We start from the raw sequence: 16,076 nt of genomic DNA, 5'->3' as shown, positions 1-16,076 counted from the left end.
GGGATCGACATTTTGCGCGAGCGCCGGCGCGGCAACCAGAAGCGCCGCGATCCCGATGCCCAGTCGCTTACATATTGGGGTAATTGGGGCCTCCGCCGCCTTCGGGAACCACCCAGTTGATGTTCTGGCTGGGATCCTTGATGTCGCACGTCTTGCAGTGCACGCAATTCTGGGCGTTGATCTGGAAGCGAGCGTCCTCGCCCTCGCCGATCACCTCGTACACGCCGGCCGGACAGTAACGCTGCGCGGGCTCGGCATACAATGGCAGATTGACCCGGATCGGAACGTCGGGGTCCTTGAGCGTGAGGTGGACCGGCTGGTTCTCCTCGTGATTGGTGCCCGAGAGGAACACCGACGACAGCCGGTCAAAGGTCAGCACGCCATCGGGCTTGGGATAGTCGATCGGCTTCGAGTTCGCGGCCAGATGCATGTATTTGTAATCGGGCTTGTGCTTCATCGTGAACGGCCAGCGCAGGCCGAGCAACTCGCTCCACATGGCGACGCCCGCGAACACCGTGCCCCAGGTGGCGCCGAACTTCTTCACCAGCGGCACGACGTTGCGAACGCCGCGCAGCTCCGAATACATCCAGCTGCTCTCGTAACCGCTCGTATAGGCGTCGAGCTCGTCCGCGCTGCGCCCTTCCTGAACCGCGGCAAAGGCAGCCTCGGCGGCGAGCATGCCGCTCTTGATCGCCATATGCGTGCCCTTGATCCGCGGGACGTTGAGGAAGCCCGCCGAGTCGCCCAGCAGCGCGCCGCCGGGGAACACCAGCTTCGGCACCGCCTGCCAGCCGCCGTCGCTGATCGCGCGGGCGCCGTAGGAAACGCGCTTGGCACCCTTCAGCACCGCGGCGATTTCGGGATGCGTCTTCCAGCGCTGCATTTCCTGGAACGGCGAGAGATAGGGGTTGGCGTAATCGAGCCACACGACGAAGCCGAGCGCGACCTGGCCGTCCGCCTGGTGATAGAGGAATCCGCCTCCCTGGGTGTCGTCGTCGAGCGGCCAGCCCTGCGTATGGATGACCTTGCCCGGCACATGGTTGGCGGGATCGATGTCCCACAATTCCTTGATGCCGATGCCATAGACCTGCGGCTGGGACTCGCGCGCCAGCTCGAACTGGCGGATCAGCTGCTTGCTCAGATGGCCGCGAACGCCTTCGCAGAAGAAGGTGTATTTGGCGTGGAGCTCGAGCCCGGGCTGATAGTCGGGCGTGTGCGTGCCGTCCTTGGCGACGCCCATGTCGCCGGTGGCGACGCCCTTCACCGACCCGTCCTCGTTGAACAGGATCTCGGCGGCGGCGAAGCCGGGGAAGATCTCGACGCCCAGTTCCTCGGCCTTGCCCGCCAGCCAGCGACACAGGCTGCCCAGGCTGCCGGTATAGGTGCCCTTGTTGTGGAGATAGGGCGGCGTCAGGAATTCGGGCATCGCCGACTTGCCGGTCGCGCTGAGCGTCCAGTGGTGATTCTCGGTCACCGGCGTGCTCGCCAGCGGGCAGCCGTCCTCGCGCCAGTCGGGCAGCAGCTCGTCGAGCGCACGCGGATCGATGACCGCGCCCGACAGGATATGCGCGCCGACTTCCGATCCCTTTTCGAGGATGCAAACCGATATTTCGCTGCCCGCTTCGGTTGCCATTTGCTTCAGCCGGATCGCCGCCGAAAGCCCGGCGGGCCCGGCACCGACGATCACCACGTCGTAGGGCATCGACTCGCGTTCGGTCATCACAATCTCCTCAACCCATCAGCGCGCCGTGCGCCCAACCGCCTGTCGTCGCGCGGGCGCCACGTCTTGTCCTCTTGCCGATGAAGCCTAATTGACCGTGCCGTCAAGGCAGGAGCCTATGCGGATTCTATGGGGGTGGAACTGACTCACGATTGGCGCGGCAGCATCGCAAGCGCACTGGACTGGTGGTCCGACGCCGGCGTCGACATGCTGGCGGACGAGGAGGCGCGCGACTGGCTGGCGCTGCCGCCCGCGCCGGCGACTGCGGAATCTCGCGCCGCCGTAGCGGAACCGATCGTCGAGGCGCTGCCCGAAACTTTGGTGGATTTCGTCGCCTGGCGGATGGGCGATGCCGCCCCCGAGGCAGGATGGATGACCCCGCGGATCGCCCCGGTCGCTCCGGATACAATCTCATTGATGATTCTCACCGACCTGCCGGGACCCGAGGATCATGACGGCCTGCTGGGCGGCCTGCCCGGCCGGCTGCTCGACCGGATGCTCGCCGCGATCGGCGAATCGCGCGACTCGGTCTATCTCGCCTCGCTCGCCTGGGCCCGGCCGCTGACGGGGCGGATCAGACCCGATGATGAAGCCCGACTGATCGAACTGGCACGTCATCACATCATGCTTGCACAACCTAAGCGGCTGTTATTGCTGGGACAATCGGCAGGGCGTGTACTGGATGGGACGAACGGTGACGAAAGTTCGGAACGTAAAGCGGACGTTCAACGTCTTCCGGCGAGTATCGAGGCGGTGGCAAGCTATCATCCTCGTTTCCTGCTGGAGCGGCCCGCGGCCAAGGCGGAAGCGTGGAGGCACTTATTGCTGTTAAGTCGGGGGACTGGCCAGTGAACCTGCGTATCATCATGGCGGCTACGCTGGCCGCCGCACCCATGCCCGCCCTTGCCGAGGACCTGGACGTGGCGCCGCCAGCGGTACCTGCCGCGTCCAGCAGCGCGATCGCGCTCGCCGCTCCCGCCCTGAGCGCGGAGGCCGCACCGCCAACCTCGCACGGCGCCGAGATCGATGCGCGCGACGGCATTCCCGACCAGCTGGATGCAGAGCAGCGCCGTCAATATCGGTCGGTATTCATGGCGATCCGCACCGGACGCTGGAGCGAGGCGACGGCGCAGCTCGACGCGATGCCGGCGGGTCCGCTTCACGCGATCGCCCGCGCCGAGATCTTCACCGCAAAGAATTCGCCCAAAGCCGAGTTGTCGCCGCTGATGGCGCTGCTCGCCTCGGCCCCCGACCTGCCGCAGGCGGCACAGATCAGCCGCATGGCCAGCACCCGCGGGGCGACCGCCCTGCCCCAGTTGCCCGCGGTCCAGCGCCTGATCTGGTTCGACGCGGCGCCGGTGCGCAAGCGTACCCGCTCGGTCCGCTCGGACAGCGCGGCGACCGAAGTCGCGTTGGCGATGCAGCCCTTCATCAAGGCCGATGACGGAGTCTCCGCAGAGGCGCTGATCGACCGGTTCAGCCCCGACCTGACCGACGAGTCGCGCACCGAATGGCTGCAGAAGACTGCCTGGATCTATTATGTCGCGGGCGACGACGGCAACGCCCGCCGCGTCGCCGAAAAGGCCGAGCGCGGATCGGGCGCCTGGGCCGCGCCCGCCAGCTGGATCACCGGCCTGGCGGCATGGCGTCAAAAGGATTGCGAGGGCGCCGGCCGTGCGTTCGAGACGGTGGCCCAGCGTGCCGACGATGTCGAACTGCGTTCGGCCGGCCTTTATTGGGCATCGCGCGCCGACATGGCGTGTGGTCGGCCCGATCGGGTCGCCGGGCACCTGAACGGTGCCGCGCAATATGGCGAGACCTTCTACGGGCTGCTCGCGCGCCAGTCGCTGGGGATCGACGAAAAGCCCTTCCCCGGCAACCGCGCGATCGCGGCGGACTGGCGCCGGCTTGAAAGCCGGCCGAACGTCCGGGTCGCGGCTGCGCTGATCGAGATCGGCGAGACCGACTTGGCCGACGAGGTGCTGCGTCACCAGGCGAAGCTGGGCGATGCCCAGGATCACGCCGCGCTCACGCGCCTGGCGGGCCGGATGAACCTGCCACAAACACAGCTCTGGCTGTCGCATAACGGCCCTGCCGGCGCCCGGCCGCTGATCGAGGCGCGCTATCCCGCCCCCAATTGGGCGCCCGCGGGCGGATGGCGGGTCGATCGCAACTTGGTCTACGCGCACACGCTCCAGGAATCGCGGTTCAACGCCAGCGTGCGCAGCGCAGCGGGCGCGATGGGCCTGATGCAGGTCCGCACCGGCGCGGCGATCGATGTCGGCCGCCGCCGCGGCGTCACCTATGCCGCCTCCGACCTGACCAAGCCGTCGGTGAACATGGAGATCGGCCAGTCCTATCTCGAGCAGCTGCGCGATTCGTCGATGACCGGCGGCCTGCTGCCTAAGGTGATCGCCGCCTATAATGCCGGGCCGAACCCGGTTCAGGCCTGGAATGCGGGCATGCGCGACAATGGCGATCCGCTGCTCTATATCGAGAGCATCCCCTATTGGGAGACGCGCGGCTACGTCATGATCGTGCTGCGCAACTACTGGATGTACGAGCTGCAGGAAGGCCGTCGCTCGACGAGCCGCGGCGCGCTGGTCGAGGGCATGTGGCCGCGCTTCCCCGGCCTGCCCGGTGCGCCCGCGATCCGCATGCCGGGACGCCAGCAGGCATCGCGCATCTCCGCGGGGCCCAATGCCAATCGATGACACGCGGGTCCTTCAGCCCGTTCGCATTGCCGTCCTGACCGTTTCCGATACCCGCACCGCAGCCGATGACCGGTCGGGCGACACGCTGGTCGAGCGGCTGGAATCGGCCGGGCACGTGCTGGCCGATCGCGCGATCGTTGCGGACGATACCGATCACATCGTCGCGCGGCTGCACGGCTGGATCGACGATCCCGATATCGACTGCATCCTCACCACCGGCGGGACCGGGGTTACCGGGCGCGACGTCACGCCCGAAGCGCTGGCTCGGGTCTGGGACAAGGAAATTCCCGGTTTCGGCGAACTGTTCCGCTGGCTCAGCTATCAGACGATCGGCACTTCCACGATCCAGTCGCGCGCGACCGCTGGCGTTGCCCGCGGCACCTATATCTTCGCCCTGCCCGGCTCGACCGGCGCGGTGAAGGACGGCTGGGACGGAATCCTGCGCGATCAGCTTGACAGCCGCCACCGCCCTTGCAACTTCGTCGAACTGATGCCGCGCCTCACCGAACGTTGAAGCAAGAAGATCGGTTCAGCCCGGCTTCTTCAGCCGCTTTGTCTCCTCGTCATCGATGAAGGTGCCGACGTCATCACTCATGACGCTCCACCAGTCCAGGATATCGCCGAAATGCGCCGAACTCATCCTGCCGACAAGAGAAATGTCCATGTAGACTGATAGATCACCATCAGCATCGATCGCGACTTTTACGAACCGATATTTCGCGTTCCAGCGATTGGCGAAGTCAGTGTTGAACCAGTCACGTTTTTTGTACCAGGTATAGAACTGCATCGACTTGCACTCCGAGCCCTCGCACCAGAATTCAATGCTGAACCCTGAGCCACTCGCGGCACTTTCGATATAGGCTCCACCGTCGTCGCGCTTCTTGAGTAACGCCTTATAGCCGGCGCCTTGCAACGCTTGCGCCACCTTCTCCGGTGTCGAAAGATCCAGCGATGGATCCTGCGCAGTGGCAGAGTTCCTCGGCGATTGCGCATGGCCGTTCGCAGCCGTTGTCACCGTCAGGAGTGCAGCAGCGATCATCAGATATTTCATAGATGTCCGTCCCCCAAAGAATACTTCTGGCGGTCGCGCAACCGCCATACCACTGTCCCATAGACCACGCCTGGACGAAACCTTTGAGATCAGTCTTGGTCGCTCAGAAACACGCCCAGTTCGTGCCCGGCCGGATCGCGGAAATGGAAGCGACGGCCGCCGGGATAGGAAAAAATCGGCGCGGTGATGGTGCCGCCGGCCGCGACCACCTTGTCCAGCGCGCCCTCCAGGTCCGACGTCACCTCCACGATGGGCAGCATCGCCGCCGCGGGATGATCCTCGTCGCCGCTCAGCCCAAGGTCGGTGTCCCCGGTTGTGGTGGCCGAATAGCCCGGTCCGAAATCGGTGAAGCCCCAACCAAAGGCATCGGCGTAAAAGTCGCGGACGCCCGCAACATTCTTCACCGACAGTTCGAGATAGCTCAGGCGCGGCATGATGGTTCCCCTTGAATGTTCTTGATACGTTCTAATCGGGCACGTAGGGTCTGGCAATGGCCAAGACACGCCCTGTCCGCGGCGCGACGCTCAACGGCGAGAGCCGCCGCTTCAACCTGCCCGAGCGGCAGGCCGATGGCGACTGGCTGGACGATCGCGAGACGGTGGACGAGGGCGAGCCGGTGCTGCGCACCACGGTGACGGTGGAGCATCCGCGCACGATCATCACCCGCAACCAGTCCCCCGACATCGGCTTCGACCGTTCGATCAACCCCTATCGCGGCTGCGAACATGGCTGCATCTATTGCTTCGCCCGGCCCAGCCACGCCTATCACGACCTGTCGCCGGGCCTGGATTTCGAGACGCGGCTGTTCGCCAAGCCCGATGCACCCACGCTGCTACGGGCCGAGCTTGGCAAGCGCGGCTATGTCTGCGAGCCCATCGCCTTCGGCACCAACACCGATCCCTATCAGCCGATCGAGAAGGACTGGCGGATCACCCGCGGCTGTATCGAGGTGCTGGCCGAAACCTGTCACCCGCTGACGATCACGACCAAGTCGGACCGGGTGACGCGAGACCTTGACCTGCTCGCGCCGATGGCGGCGCGCGGGCTGGCGGCAGTGATGATCTCGGTCACCTCGCTCAATCCCAGGGTGTCGATGACGGTCGAGCCGCGCGCGCCGCATCCCGAGAAGCGGCTGGCGGCGGTCAGGCGGCTGACCGAGGCGGGCATCCCGACCTATGTCTCGCTGTCTCCGATCATCCCCGCCATCACCGACCATGAGATGGAGCATCTGATGGAACGCGCGGCCGAGGCGGGTGCGCGGGGCACCTTCTTCCTCCCCGTCCGGCTGCCGCACGAGGTCGCGCCGCTGTTCCGCGCCTGGCTCGACACGCATTTCCCCGATCGGGCGGGCAAGGTCATGTCGATCATCCAGTCGATCCGCGGCGGGCGCGACAACGACCCCAATTTCCACACCCGGTTTCGCGGCCAGGGCGCCTGGGCCGAGTTGCTTCGCACCCGATTCCACATCGCCGCCAAACGCTTCGGCCTGGACGGCGAGCGGATCCGGCTGCGCACCGACCTGTTCCGCCCGCCCGCGGGACCGCAGGGCGAACTGTTCTAGCGGCAGAAACCGTCCATCGCCGGCGGCTGATAGGCCGCGGGAACCGGCAGGCCCCGCGCGCGCATCGCGCCTTCCAGCCCCTGGGGCGGGGGCGGCAGCGCCGGGTCCACCTCGGCGGCATAATAGGGATCGCGCCCCGCCTCGGCCAGCGTACCGAAGCGGAAGCCGTGCTTGCGGAACAAGGTCATCAGCTGCGGCATCATATGCGCGTCGAATCCGCCCATGTGCATCAGCAGGACATAGGGAATGTCGCGCTCGTACAGCGCCTTCGACATCGCCCGGCTGCGCAGGATCGCGGAGTCGGCGCCGGCAACCCACGCCTTCTCCATCGTGGCGATCGCCGCCCGGTCGCCCTTGGCGACGCAGCGGGCATAGACCTCGTTATATTGCCAGTCGCCGAAATCCATCGTGACCGTCGCGACCTTGTAGCCGTGCCGCGCCAGCATCTGCCGTATGCGCGCGCGCCGGGCGGGATCGTCGACGGCCTCGGACAGGAACGGGTAGCGGAACCAGTGCCAGTCGCCCCGGCCCGACCAGGATTTCAGCACCGGCTCGTTCCTGGTCAGCTCATCCTCGAACCGGGCGTCGCTGATCTGGGCGAGGTTGGCATGGCTCCAGCCATGATTGCCGAGCGGATAGCCCGCCTTGCGCCACACCTCGTAAACCGACGAACTCTGCGCATCCTCGCGCCCGCCATTGACGAAGCCATAGGCCTCGCCGACGCCTGCCGAGCGCAGCGCCGAGGTGATGCTGATCGCGGCGTCCAGCTGGGTCTTGCCCGGCGGCATCGCCGAATGATGCGGCACATCGTCGAAGGTCAGCGCCACCATCGGCGCGGGTGCCCGCCTGCTCCGCGCAGCCGTCGGACGCGGCGCCTTCCAGCTCGCACGCGGCGTCAGCAGCTCGAGCGGCACCGCCTCGGCCATTGTCTTGTACCCGGCCATCGACGGATGCAGCCCGTCGCCCGAATCCAGATCGGCGCGCAGATGCGTCGGCCGCGCCGGATCGCGGGTTACCGCGTCGAAATCGATCACCGCATCGAAATTGCCGGGCGACCGGATCCAGGCATTGACCGCCTGGCGATCCGCCTCGTTCGCCGCATCGGGATGATAATAAGCCGAGCCGCCATAGGGCATGATCGTGCCCCCGATCGCGACGATCCCCCGCGCCCGCGCCCGTGCGACGATCTGGCGCAGCGCCCCGATCATGTCGCGCACCAGCGCCTTATGCTGGTCCGCGGTGGCAGGCGCCTCGCGGGTCAGCGTGCCGAGGTCGTTAACGCCCTCCAGCACGATCAGATGCGTCACCCCCGGCGGCGTCAGCACCTCGCGGTCGAACCGCGCCAGCGCATTGGGGCCCAGCCCGTCGTTGAGCAACCGGTTGCCGCCGATCCCGGCATTGAGCACCGCCATCTGGTCCAGCCCCTTGCGGCCGCGCAGCCGCAGCTGCAGCGCATCGGTCCAGCGCAAGTGCGTGTTCGCCTTCACCCCGTAACCGTCGGTGATCGAATCCCCCAGGACCACCACAGCCGACGCGCGGGCATTGTCGACCTCGATCCCGCCCAGCAGATACCAGCGCTCGACCGGCTTCGCCCCCGCCAGCTCGGCATCGCCGACATGCTCGCCCTTTGCGAGCCACGAGGTCGCCCGCGCGCCCGGATGCCCGGTCTGCCGCGCCGGTGCCTGGGGAAGATGGAAGCTGATCGCCAGGTCGGCACCCGGCTCGACCCGCAGCGCGACCGGGTCCGACCAGTAATCCGCCCCCGCCGGGATCACCACGTCGCGCGCGCCGCCGAAGCTGAGCGGCCTGAGGCTTGCCGGATCGATCCGCGAGGTCGCGATGTCGGCCGAACGGGCCACGCTGGCCGCATCGATCCGCAGCGGCGCGGTACCATAAGCGTTCGAAAAGCGGATCCGCACCCGCTCGCCGCCGATCTGCACCCGCACCAGCTGGCGCAGGGTCGCGTCGGTCATGTCCTCTGGCGAGGGCGCATTGTTCCCCTCGGGCACCATCTGGGACGAGGACCAGGCCGCGGCCCAGCGTTCCTGCGGCGCGGCCGCGGCGACCAGCATGGCCGCCATCAGCGCGAGCATTACCCGCATCCTGCCCATCGCACCTCTCCCCTCGCTCATGATCGCGCGTGATAGCGGTACCATAAGCGAGGGGTCGGGGATGACAAGCTCAGAAGCCGAGCCTGCCCGACGCGCCCGGCTTGGCCGCGACCTCGGCCCGCAGCCGATCGACGATCGCGGCGGCGCACGGGGGCTCGACGAAGCGCAGCTGCCGCCGCACCACGGCGAAATCGCCCGGGGTCAGCCCGGCAATCTCGCACAGCTCCACCGGCGCCGCGACGCCGAAGAACCGCTCGAACGCCATTGCCGAGCGCATCGGCCCCAGCGGCTGCAGGTCCAGCTTGAACACGAAGCGCCGCAGCGCCGCGGGGTCGAGCCGCCCGGCAAAGTTGCTCGCCGCGACGAACGGCAGCGGATGCCGGTCGAGCCAGGTCAGCATCTCGTTCACCTGGCTCACCTCCCAGCTGCGCGACGCCGTTGAACGATCGTACAACAGCGAATCCGCCTCGTCGAAGAAGAGCACGGCCTCGTCGCGCAACGCCTCCTCGAATGCGCCAGCGATGTTCGCCTCGGTCCCGCCGACCCATTTGGACAGCAGGTCCGAGGCGCGCTTGACGATCAGCGGCCGGTCGAGCGCCACCGCCAGATGCCCGGCAAGCGCGGTCTTGCCGGTGCCCGGCGGCCCGGTGAGCAGCAGCGACACGTCGCACGGCGCATCGGGCCCGGTGATGCGATCGAACAGCGGCGCCAGCGGCAGGTCGCCCTCGAACAGGTCGAGATCGACGGTCGACAGCCCCTCCAGCACCCTCGCACCACCGCGCAGCGCCCGCGACAGCGATCCCGCAAAGGCGGCGGTGTCGCCGCCCTCCCCGGCCAGCTTGCCCGCCCGCGCCGCGACGCGCAGCACGGTCGCCGCCTCGGGCGCCGCCGCGACCAGCCCGGCAACCGCGGCGTCGAGCACCACGCCTTCGTCCTGCTCGATGCGCGACAGCATCCGCTGGCCGGCCTTGCGGCCGGGCAGCCCCAGCTCGAAGACATAGCTCATCCGCCGCAGGATCGCCGGGTCGACATTGCCGATCGCGTTCGTCGTCCAGATTACCGGGACCGCATTGGTCTCGAGCATCCGGTTGATGAACAGCTTCGATCCTTCGCGCCGGCTGAACCAGTCGCCGCCCTGGGCGCGCTGCGTATCGCCGATCAGGTCCTCCATCTCGTCGAACAACAGCACGGTGTCGCCCCGGCCCGCCACGACGCGGTGGGCAAGCTGAAGCGCGGCGACCCGGTCGCAGCGGGTGGGTTCGTCGCCGTCCTCGTCCGCCTCGCCCACGCTGAACAGATCGGCGCCCGCCGCCTGGCCCAGCGTGCGGGCCAGTTCGGTCTTGCCGGTGCCAGGCGGCCCGTGGATCAGGATGTTGATCCCCGGCGCCCTCGACGCCAGTGCCCCGGCCAGCAGCCGGCGCAGCAGGCCGATGCGATCCTCATGGCCAACGAAATCGGACGGCTCGAGCTGCGCGCGCTGGCGCAGGCCGACGACGATCTCGATCAGCGCCTCTTCGCTGTCGTCCGGCCGGTCGAGCAACCGGTCGAGCGTCCAGGCGATATCGATCTCGACCTGGCCGGCGCGATTGACGACCAGCCGGATCAGGCCCAGTCGGAAGATCGGGCTGCGGCGCAGCGCGTGCAGTTCGGTCCCGGCCACCTCGGCCAGCAGCGACGGTACGTCGACGCCATTGTCGCGCAGCACCTGCACCAGCCGGGTCGCCCGCGGGCAGCGATCCGCCGCGACGCACAGCGCCAGCAGCAGCTCGGCATCCGGCGCGAGCCCCAGGACGCGGGCAAGCGTCGCCGCCTGCCGCAACGGCAGTTCCACCGGATCCGTCGCCCGGTCCTGCTGCTCGACCGAGCGGATCAGCGCGCGAAAGCCGGTCTTCTCCTTGCTTCCGGTCAGCCAGCCGAAATGCGGCTCCGCCCAGGCGAGGATCGCCTTGGCCAGCGCCGACTTGCCCGCGACATCGCGGGTTGCGCGGAGCAGCACGCTCCGCACGATCGTAAATTCGTTCATGATAACCCGATCCCTGCCCGGCCTCGCGACCGGGACGTCAGTTCTTCTGTCTGGGAAATGCGCGGGAGGCCCTCAGCCGCCCGCCGTGCCTGGGTAACGGCGCGTTACGGGAGGGTGCGGGCGCTTCCCGGGACAAGCCCGAAGATATAGCGGCAATCCGACACGTCATGTCTCCGATCGTCCCGCGACAATGGGTCCGGGATCGGCGGGCGAAGTAGCGAAATCATTTCAGGTGCGCAAGGGGCGTCGTTCAACCGCCTTGTCGGCTCTTCATCAGCGGTTGAATACGAGTCCCGAACGCTTCGACGCCCTCCAGGAAATCATCGAACGTCAGCAGCACGCCGCCGGTATTGGGAACCTCGGCCATCTCGTCGAGCATCGCCGCGACCTTGCCATAGCTGCCGACCAGGGTTCCCATATTGATGTTCACCGCCCCTTCGGGCGCCGCAAGCTGGCGGACATTGGTGGTGGCATTATGCTTGTCTGCCGCCCCCTGGTTGGCGAGCCAGGCGATCGCATCGAGATCGACCCCGTCATTATAGGATTTCCACTTCGCCTCGGCCTCTTCGTCGGTCTCGGCGGCGATGATCATGATCAGCACGAACACCGACACGTCGCGCCCGGTCTTCGCGGTCGCCTGTGCCAGCCGCTCATTGTTGGAGGCAAAGGCGGTGGGCGTGTTCACCCCCTTGCCCAGGCAGAAGGCATAGTCCGCCCATTTCGCGGAGAAAGCCAATCCCTCGTCCGACGATCCGGCGCAGATGATCTTCATGTCGCCCTGGGGCTGCGGCCGGACGAGGCAGTCGTCCATCTGGTAATAATCGCCCTTGAAATCGCTGCGCCCCGTCTCCCACAATTCGCGCAGGATGCGGGCATATTCGTCGAGCATCTGGTACCGGTTGCGGAAATGCTCGTCGCCCGGCCACAGCCCCATCTGGCTGTATTCGGGACGCTGCCAGCCGGTGATCAGGTTCAGCCCGAAACGGCCATGGCTGATCGAATCGATCGTGTTGCACATGCGCGCGGCAAAGGCGGGCGGGATGACCAGCGTCGGGCAGGTCGCATAGATCTTGATCCGCTCGGTCACCGCGGCCAGCCCGGCCATCAGGGTGAAGCTTTCCAGCCCATATTCCCAGAACTCGGTCTTGCCGCCGAACCCGCGCAGCTTGATCATCGACAGCAGGAAGTCGAGCCCGTGCTTCTCGGCGCTCAGCGCGATCGCCTTGTTCAGGTCGAAGCTCGGCTTGTACTGCGGCGCGTTCTCGCTGATCAGCCAGCCATTATTGTTGATGGGAACGAAGACACCGACCTGCATGCAATGATCCTTTATTCGGCGTCGAGCCAGTCGAGCAGCCACAGGTTGAAGTGATCGGGGCGGGTCACGTTCACCGCATGTCCCCCGCTGGTCATGCGCGCCAGCTTGGCACCGGGAATCTGCTCGACCATCTGCTCCGAACAGGACGCGGGGACCAGCATGTCGTCGCCGGTCGCGATCAGCAGCACCGGCACCGCGATCTCGTTCAGGCGCCGCGCGATATCGAACCGGCGCGCCGCGGCGATTCGCCGCTGGACCATCTCGACGCCCGGAAAATGCGCCAGATGCACCTCTTCCTCCGCCTGAAGCTGGTCATGATGCTCGGAGATCCACTGGGCGGGAAACAGGAAGATGGGCTGGCCGTGAACGAAGGCGCGCGGACTTTCGCGCAGCAGCACCAGCCGCGTGTCGAAACAGCGCGCGGTATGCGGATCGAGCTTCGCCCAGCCGTTGATCACGACGACCCGACTGAGCCGTCCTGGATGCTTCAGCGCGAGCGCAAGGCCGATCATCCCGCCGATGGCATGCCCGATCAGCGTCGCGCTGCGGATTGCCAGCGCGTCCATCAGCCCGATCAGGTCCTGCGCCATCGCCTCCAGCGTCAGGTCGCCGGCCACGATCCGCTCGGACCGTCCGGTCCCGCGATGATCATAGACGATGACCCGGTGATGCTCGGCCAGTGCCGCCAGATTGGGCGTCCAATAGCCCGCCGAGCCGCCCAGGCCCGACGACAGGATCAGCGGCTCCCCGCCCGCCGGCCCGTGTTCCTCGTAATAAAGTCCGCCGGCGACCGGCATCAGAGGTGCGCCACGCTTGCGATTTCCACCAGGCAGTCCGGTTTCACCAGGTCGCATCGGATGCAGTAGCGCGCCGGCTTGGCGCCGGGGAAATACTCGGCATAGACCGCATTGAACGCGGCATAATCGGCCAGGTCCTTCAGGAAGATGTGGTTCATCGCGACATCGGCCATCGTCGCGCCCGCCGCCTCCAGCGTCGTCTTGATGACTTCCAGCACATGCCGGGTCTGCGCCGCGGCGTCGCCGACATGCAGCACCACCCCGCCCTCGCCCAGCGCCAGCACGCCCGAAACATAGACGGTGTTGCCTGCCTTCGCCCCGGCCGAATAGGGCGCGATCGGCGTCGGGAATTGCGGCGGATTGATCGGTTCGAAGGGCATCGTTCTGGTCCTTTCCGTGTCCGCCGCGCCTGGGGTCAGTCGGGCAATTGTCCGAAGCTGCCGCAAAAATCGGCGCTGCTGCTCACCCAGCCAAAGAATTTCTCGATATTATAGACGCTTGCAGCCTGCATTTCGGGCGGACCTAGATGATGCGTCGCATCCTCCAGCATCACCCCGAAATATTCGAGGTGGAAGCCGTCGCGCAGCGTGCTTTCGACACAGACATTGGTCGCAATGCCGACGAAGACGATCGTCCGGATCCCGCGGGCGCGCAGCACGCTGTCGAGCTGCGAGTTGAAGAAGGCGGAATAGCGTGTCTTGTGGAGGGTGATGTCGCCCGGCTGCGGCGCCAGCGCGTCGACCAGCGCATAGTCCCAGCTGCCGCGCGCCAGCAATGTGCCCGCCAGCTCGGGGCGCGCGCGCATCGTCTTGAGCGCATTCGACTTGTGCCAGTTGGGCGATCCCGGTCCGCCCGCCTCGACATAGTCGGGATCCCAGCCATTCTGGAGATAGACGATCTGGATCCCCGCCTTGCGCGCCGTCTCCAGCACGGTGGCGATCCGCCCGATCGTCCCCGCGGCACCCGAAATGTCGAACCCCGCCTGATCGACATAGCCCCCGGGCGAGGCATAGGCATTCTGCATGTCGATCACGACGACCGCGGTCTCGGACGGCAGCACCCGCACCGCCTCCGGCCGAGCGCCGAGGATCACGCCCCCGTCGCCCGCCGATCCGATGGTCACTGTCTCCATTCAGTGGAGACTGACCCGCCCGAGGGGAACGGTCAAGCCGCGGCCAGCTGGAAGTCCTTGTACTTCTCGCGGATCGCGGTCTTCAGCAGCTTGCCCGTCGCGGTATGCGGCAGTTCATCGACGAAGTGGATCTCGTCGGGCAGCCACCATTTGGCGACATGATCGGCCAGATGCGCCTGGATCGCCTCGGCGGTCACCTCGCTGTCGGGCTTGCGCACCACCAGCAGGATCGGCCGCTCGTCCCAGCGGGGATGGAACACGCCGATCGCCGCCGCCTCGGCGACGCCGGCGCAGCCGACCGCTGCATTCTCGAGCTCCACCGAGCTGATCCATTCGCCGCCGGACTTGATCACGTCCTTGGCGCGATCGGTGATCTGCATCACCCCGTCGGGATGGATCACCGCGACGTCGCCGGTGTCGAACCAGTTGTCGGCATCGACACAGGGGCCGTTCTCGTCCCGGAAATATTGCTTGATGATCCAGGGACCGCGCACCTGAAGCCGGCCCGAACTGACGCCGTCGCGCGGCTGAAGCTCGCCCGCATCATTCACAACGCGCAGCTCGACGCCGAACGGCACCCGGCCCTGGCGGCTGACGACATCGACCTTCTCGTCGAAGCTCAATTCGTCCCAGTCATAGCTGGGTGCGCCCATCGTGCCGATCGGCGACGTCTCGGTCATGCCCCAGGCGTGGTTGACGCGGATGCCCATCTTCATCAGCCGCTCGATCATCGCGCGCGGCGCAGCCGAACCGCCAATGGTGACGATCTTGAGATGCTCGGGCGCGGCACCGGTCGCGTCCATATACTGGAACATTCCGAACCAGACGGTCGGCACACCCGCCGAGTGCGTCACTTTCTCGCGGTTCATCAGGTCGCACAGGACCTTGGGCTCGTTGACCGCGGAGAAGACGAACTTGGCACCGACCGCTGCCGCCGCGAACGGCAGTCCCCAGCCGACCGCGTGGAACATCGGCACGATCGGCAGGATCACCGCCTGGGTCGACAGGTCGAATTCGGCCGGTTGCAGCTCGGTGATCGCGTGGATCACGGTCGAACGGTGGGTATAGACCACGCCCTTGGGATTGCCCGTCGTCCCGCTGGTATAGCAGATCATGCAGGGATCGCGCTCGTCGCCCTCATGCCATGTATAGTCGCCGTCCTCGCGCGCCAGCAGCGCCTCGAAACTGTCGGGGCCGTCGCCGTCGAAGCAGACATAATGTCGGATCGTCGTCCATTGCGGCTTCATCTTCTCGACCAGCGGCGCAAAGGCGCGGTCATAGAGCAGGACCCGATCCTCGGCATGGTTGCCGATAAAGGCCAGCTGATCCTCGAACAGCCGCGGGTTGATCGTGTGGATCAGCCCGCCCATGCCGATCGTGCCGTACCAGGCAACCAGATGCCGGCCATGGTTCATCGCCAGCGTGGCGACCCGGTCGCCGGGCTTCAGGCCCAGCCGCTCCAGCGCCTGGGCGAGGCGGCGGGCATCATGCGCCACCCCCGCCCAGCTGCTGCGAGTCTCGCTGCCATCGGCCCAGCGGCTGACGATCTCGCGGCTGCCATGTTCGCGCGCCGCATGGTCCAGCAGGCGCATCACGCGCAGTTCGAAATCCTGCATTCCACCCAGCATCCTGTCTCTCCGCTCTTATGGCTT

At 66.8% G+C, this 16,076-nt stretch carries 14 protein-coding genes; 4 read left to right on the top strand and 10 right to left on the bottom strand.

Features of this window, described 5'->3' with window-relative positions; all coding sequences use genetic code 11:
• Positions 1–67 precede the first annotated feature (67 nt).
• Positions 68–1,720: an electron transfer flavoprotein-ubiquinone oxidoreductase gene (locus tag TPR58_RS06900; protein WP_346245884.1), complete on the bottom strand. Its 1,653-nt coding sequence runs from the start codon at positions 1,718–1,720 to the stop codon at positions 68–70.
• Between the two features lie 129 nt (positions 1,721–1,849).
• Between TPR58_RS06900 and TPR58_RS06895 the strand changes: the two genes are divergently transcribed.
• From TPR58_RS06895 to moaB, 3 genes are read left to right on the top strand one after another with little or no spacing between them, the layout of a single operon-like run.
• On the top strand, positions 1,850–2,572 hold the full coding sequence (locus tag TPR58_RS06895) for a uracil-DNA glycosylase family protein (RefSeq protein ID WP_346245883.1): 723 nt from the start codon (positions 1,850–1,852) through the stop codon (positions 2,570–2,572).
• A 41-nt stretch (positions 2,573–2,613) separates the two neighbouring features.
• Positions 2,614–4,434 carry a lytic transglycosylase domain-containing protein gene (locus TPR58_RS06890; protein ID WP_428835703.1) on the top strand — a complete coding sequence of 607 codons (1,821 nt, stop codon included), beginning with the start codon at positions 2,614–2,616 and terminating at the stop codon, positions 4,432–4,434.
• Positions 4,421–4,948, top strand: coding sequence for a molybdenum cofactor biosynthesis protein B (gene moaB / locus TPR58_RS06885; protein WP_346245881.1), 528 nt, complete (start codon positions 4,421–4,423; stop codon positions 4,946–4,948). The genes TPR58_RS06890 and moaB overlap by 14 nt, the downstream gene beginning before the upstream one ends.
• Before the next feature lie 15 nt (positions 4,949–4,963).
• On the opposite strand, the gene TPR58_RS06880 is transcribed toward moaB, so the two are convergent.
• Both TPR58_RS06880 and TPR58_RS06875 read right to left on the bottom strand, forming a co-directional pair.
• Positions 4,964–5,485 (bottom strand): YbjN domain-containing protein, encoded by a 522-nt coding sequence (locus tag TPR58_RS06880; protein ID WP_346245880.1) that lies wholly within the window; start codon positions 5,483–5,485, stop codon positions 4,964–4,966.
• Between the two features lie 89 nt (positions 5,486–5,574).
• Entirely contained in the window at positions 5,575–5,919 is a 345-nt protein-coding gene (locus TPR58_RS06875; protein WP_346245879.1) for a VOC family protein, read from the bottom strand.
• Between the two features lie 56 nt (positions 5,920–5,975).
• On the opposite strand from TPR58_RS06875, the gene TPR58_RS06870 reads away from it, so the two are divergent.
• The gene (locus TPR58_RS06870; RefSeq protein ID WP_346245878.1) at positions 5,976–7,046 is read left to right on the top strand and encodes a PA0069 family radical SAM protein; all 1,071 of its coding nucleotides are present in this window, start codon (positions 5,976–5,978) and stop codon (positions 7,044–7,046) included.
• Here the strand turns inward: TPR58_RS06870 and TPR58_RS06865 are convergent.
• The 7 genes from TPR58_RS06865 to TPR58_RS06835 all read right to left on the bottom strand — a co-directional run bounded on the left by TPR58_RS06865 (position 7,043) and on the right by TPR58_RS06835 (position 16,052).
• Positions 7,043–9,178 carry a GDSL-type esterase/lipase family protein gene (locus TPR58_RS06865; protein ID WP_346245877.1) on the bottom strand — a complete coding sequence of 712 codons (2,136 nt, stop codon included), beginning with the start codon at positions 9,176–9,178 and terminating at the stop codon, positions 7,043–7,045. The genes TPR58_RS06870 and TPR58_RS06865 overlap by 4 nt on opposite strands.
• A gap of 49 nt (positions 9,179–9,227) precedes the next feature.
• Positions 9,228–11,180: an AAA family ATPase gene (locus TPR58_RS06860; protein ID WP_346245876.1), complete on the bottom strand. Its 1,953-nt coding sequence runs from the start codon at positions 11,178–11,180 to the stop codon at positions 9,228–9,230.
• A 250-nt stretch (positions 11,181–11,430) separates the two neighbouring features.
• Positions 11,431–12,495, bottom strand: a complete 1,065-nt coding sequence (gene rutA / locus TPR58_RS06855) for a pyrimidine utilization protein A (protein ID WP_346245875.1) — start codon at positions 12,493–12,495, stop codon at positions 11,431–11,433.
• A gap of 11 nt (positions 12,496–12,506) precedes the next feature.
• Complete coding sequence (gene rutD, locus TPR58_RS06850) at positions 12,507–13,292, bottom strand: pyrimidine utilization protein D (RefSeq protein WP_346245874.1); 786 nt, start codon at positions 13,290–13,292, stop codon at positions 12,507–12,509.
• Positions 13,292–13,672, bottom strand: coding sequence for a pyrimidine utilization protein C (gene rutC, locus TPR58_RS06845; RefSeq protein ID WP_346245873.1), 381 nt, complete (start codon positions 13,670–13,672; stop codon positions 13,292–13,294). The genes rutD and rutC overlap by 1 nt, the downstream gene beginning before the upstream one ends.
• Positions 13,673–13,707: 35 nt before the next feature.
• Positions 13,708–14,415 carry a pyrimidine utilization protein B gene (rutB, locus tag TPR58_RS06840; protein ID WP_346245872.1) on the bottom strand — a complete coding sequence of 236 codons (708 nt, stop codon included), beginning with the start codon at positions 14,413–14,415 and terminating at the stop codon, positions 13,708–13,710.
• Positions 14,416–14,456: 41 nt separating this feature from the next.
• Positions 14,457–16,052 carry a long-chain fatty acid--CoA ligase gene (locus TPR58_RS06835; RefSeq protein WP_346245871.1) on the bottom strand — a complete coding sequence of 532 codons (1,596 nt, stop codon included), beginning with the start codon at positions 16,050–16,052 and terminating at the stop codon, positions 14,457–14,459.
• Positions 16,053–16,076 lie beyond the last annotated feature (24 nt).

It is taken from the genome of Sphingomonas rustica, from assembly GCF_039652585.1.
Lineage (GTDB): Bacteria > Pseudomonadota > Alphaproteobacteria > Sphingomonadales > Sphingomonadaceae > Sphingomonas > Sphingomonas rustica.
Note: the sequence above shows the minus strand (reverse complement) of the source record. Positions and strands in the feature narration are given on the sequence as shown.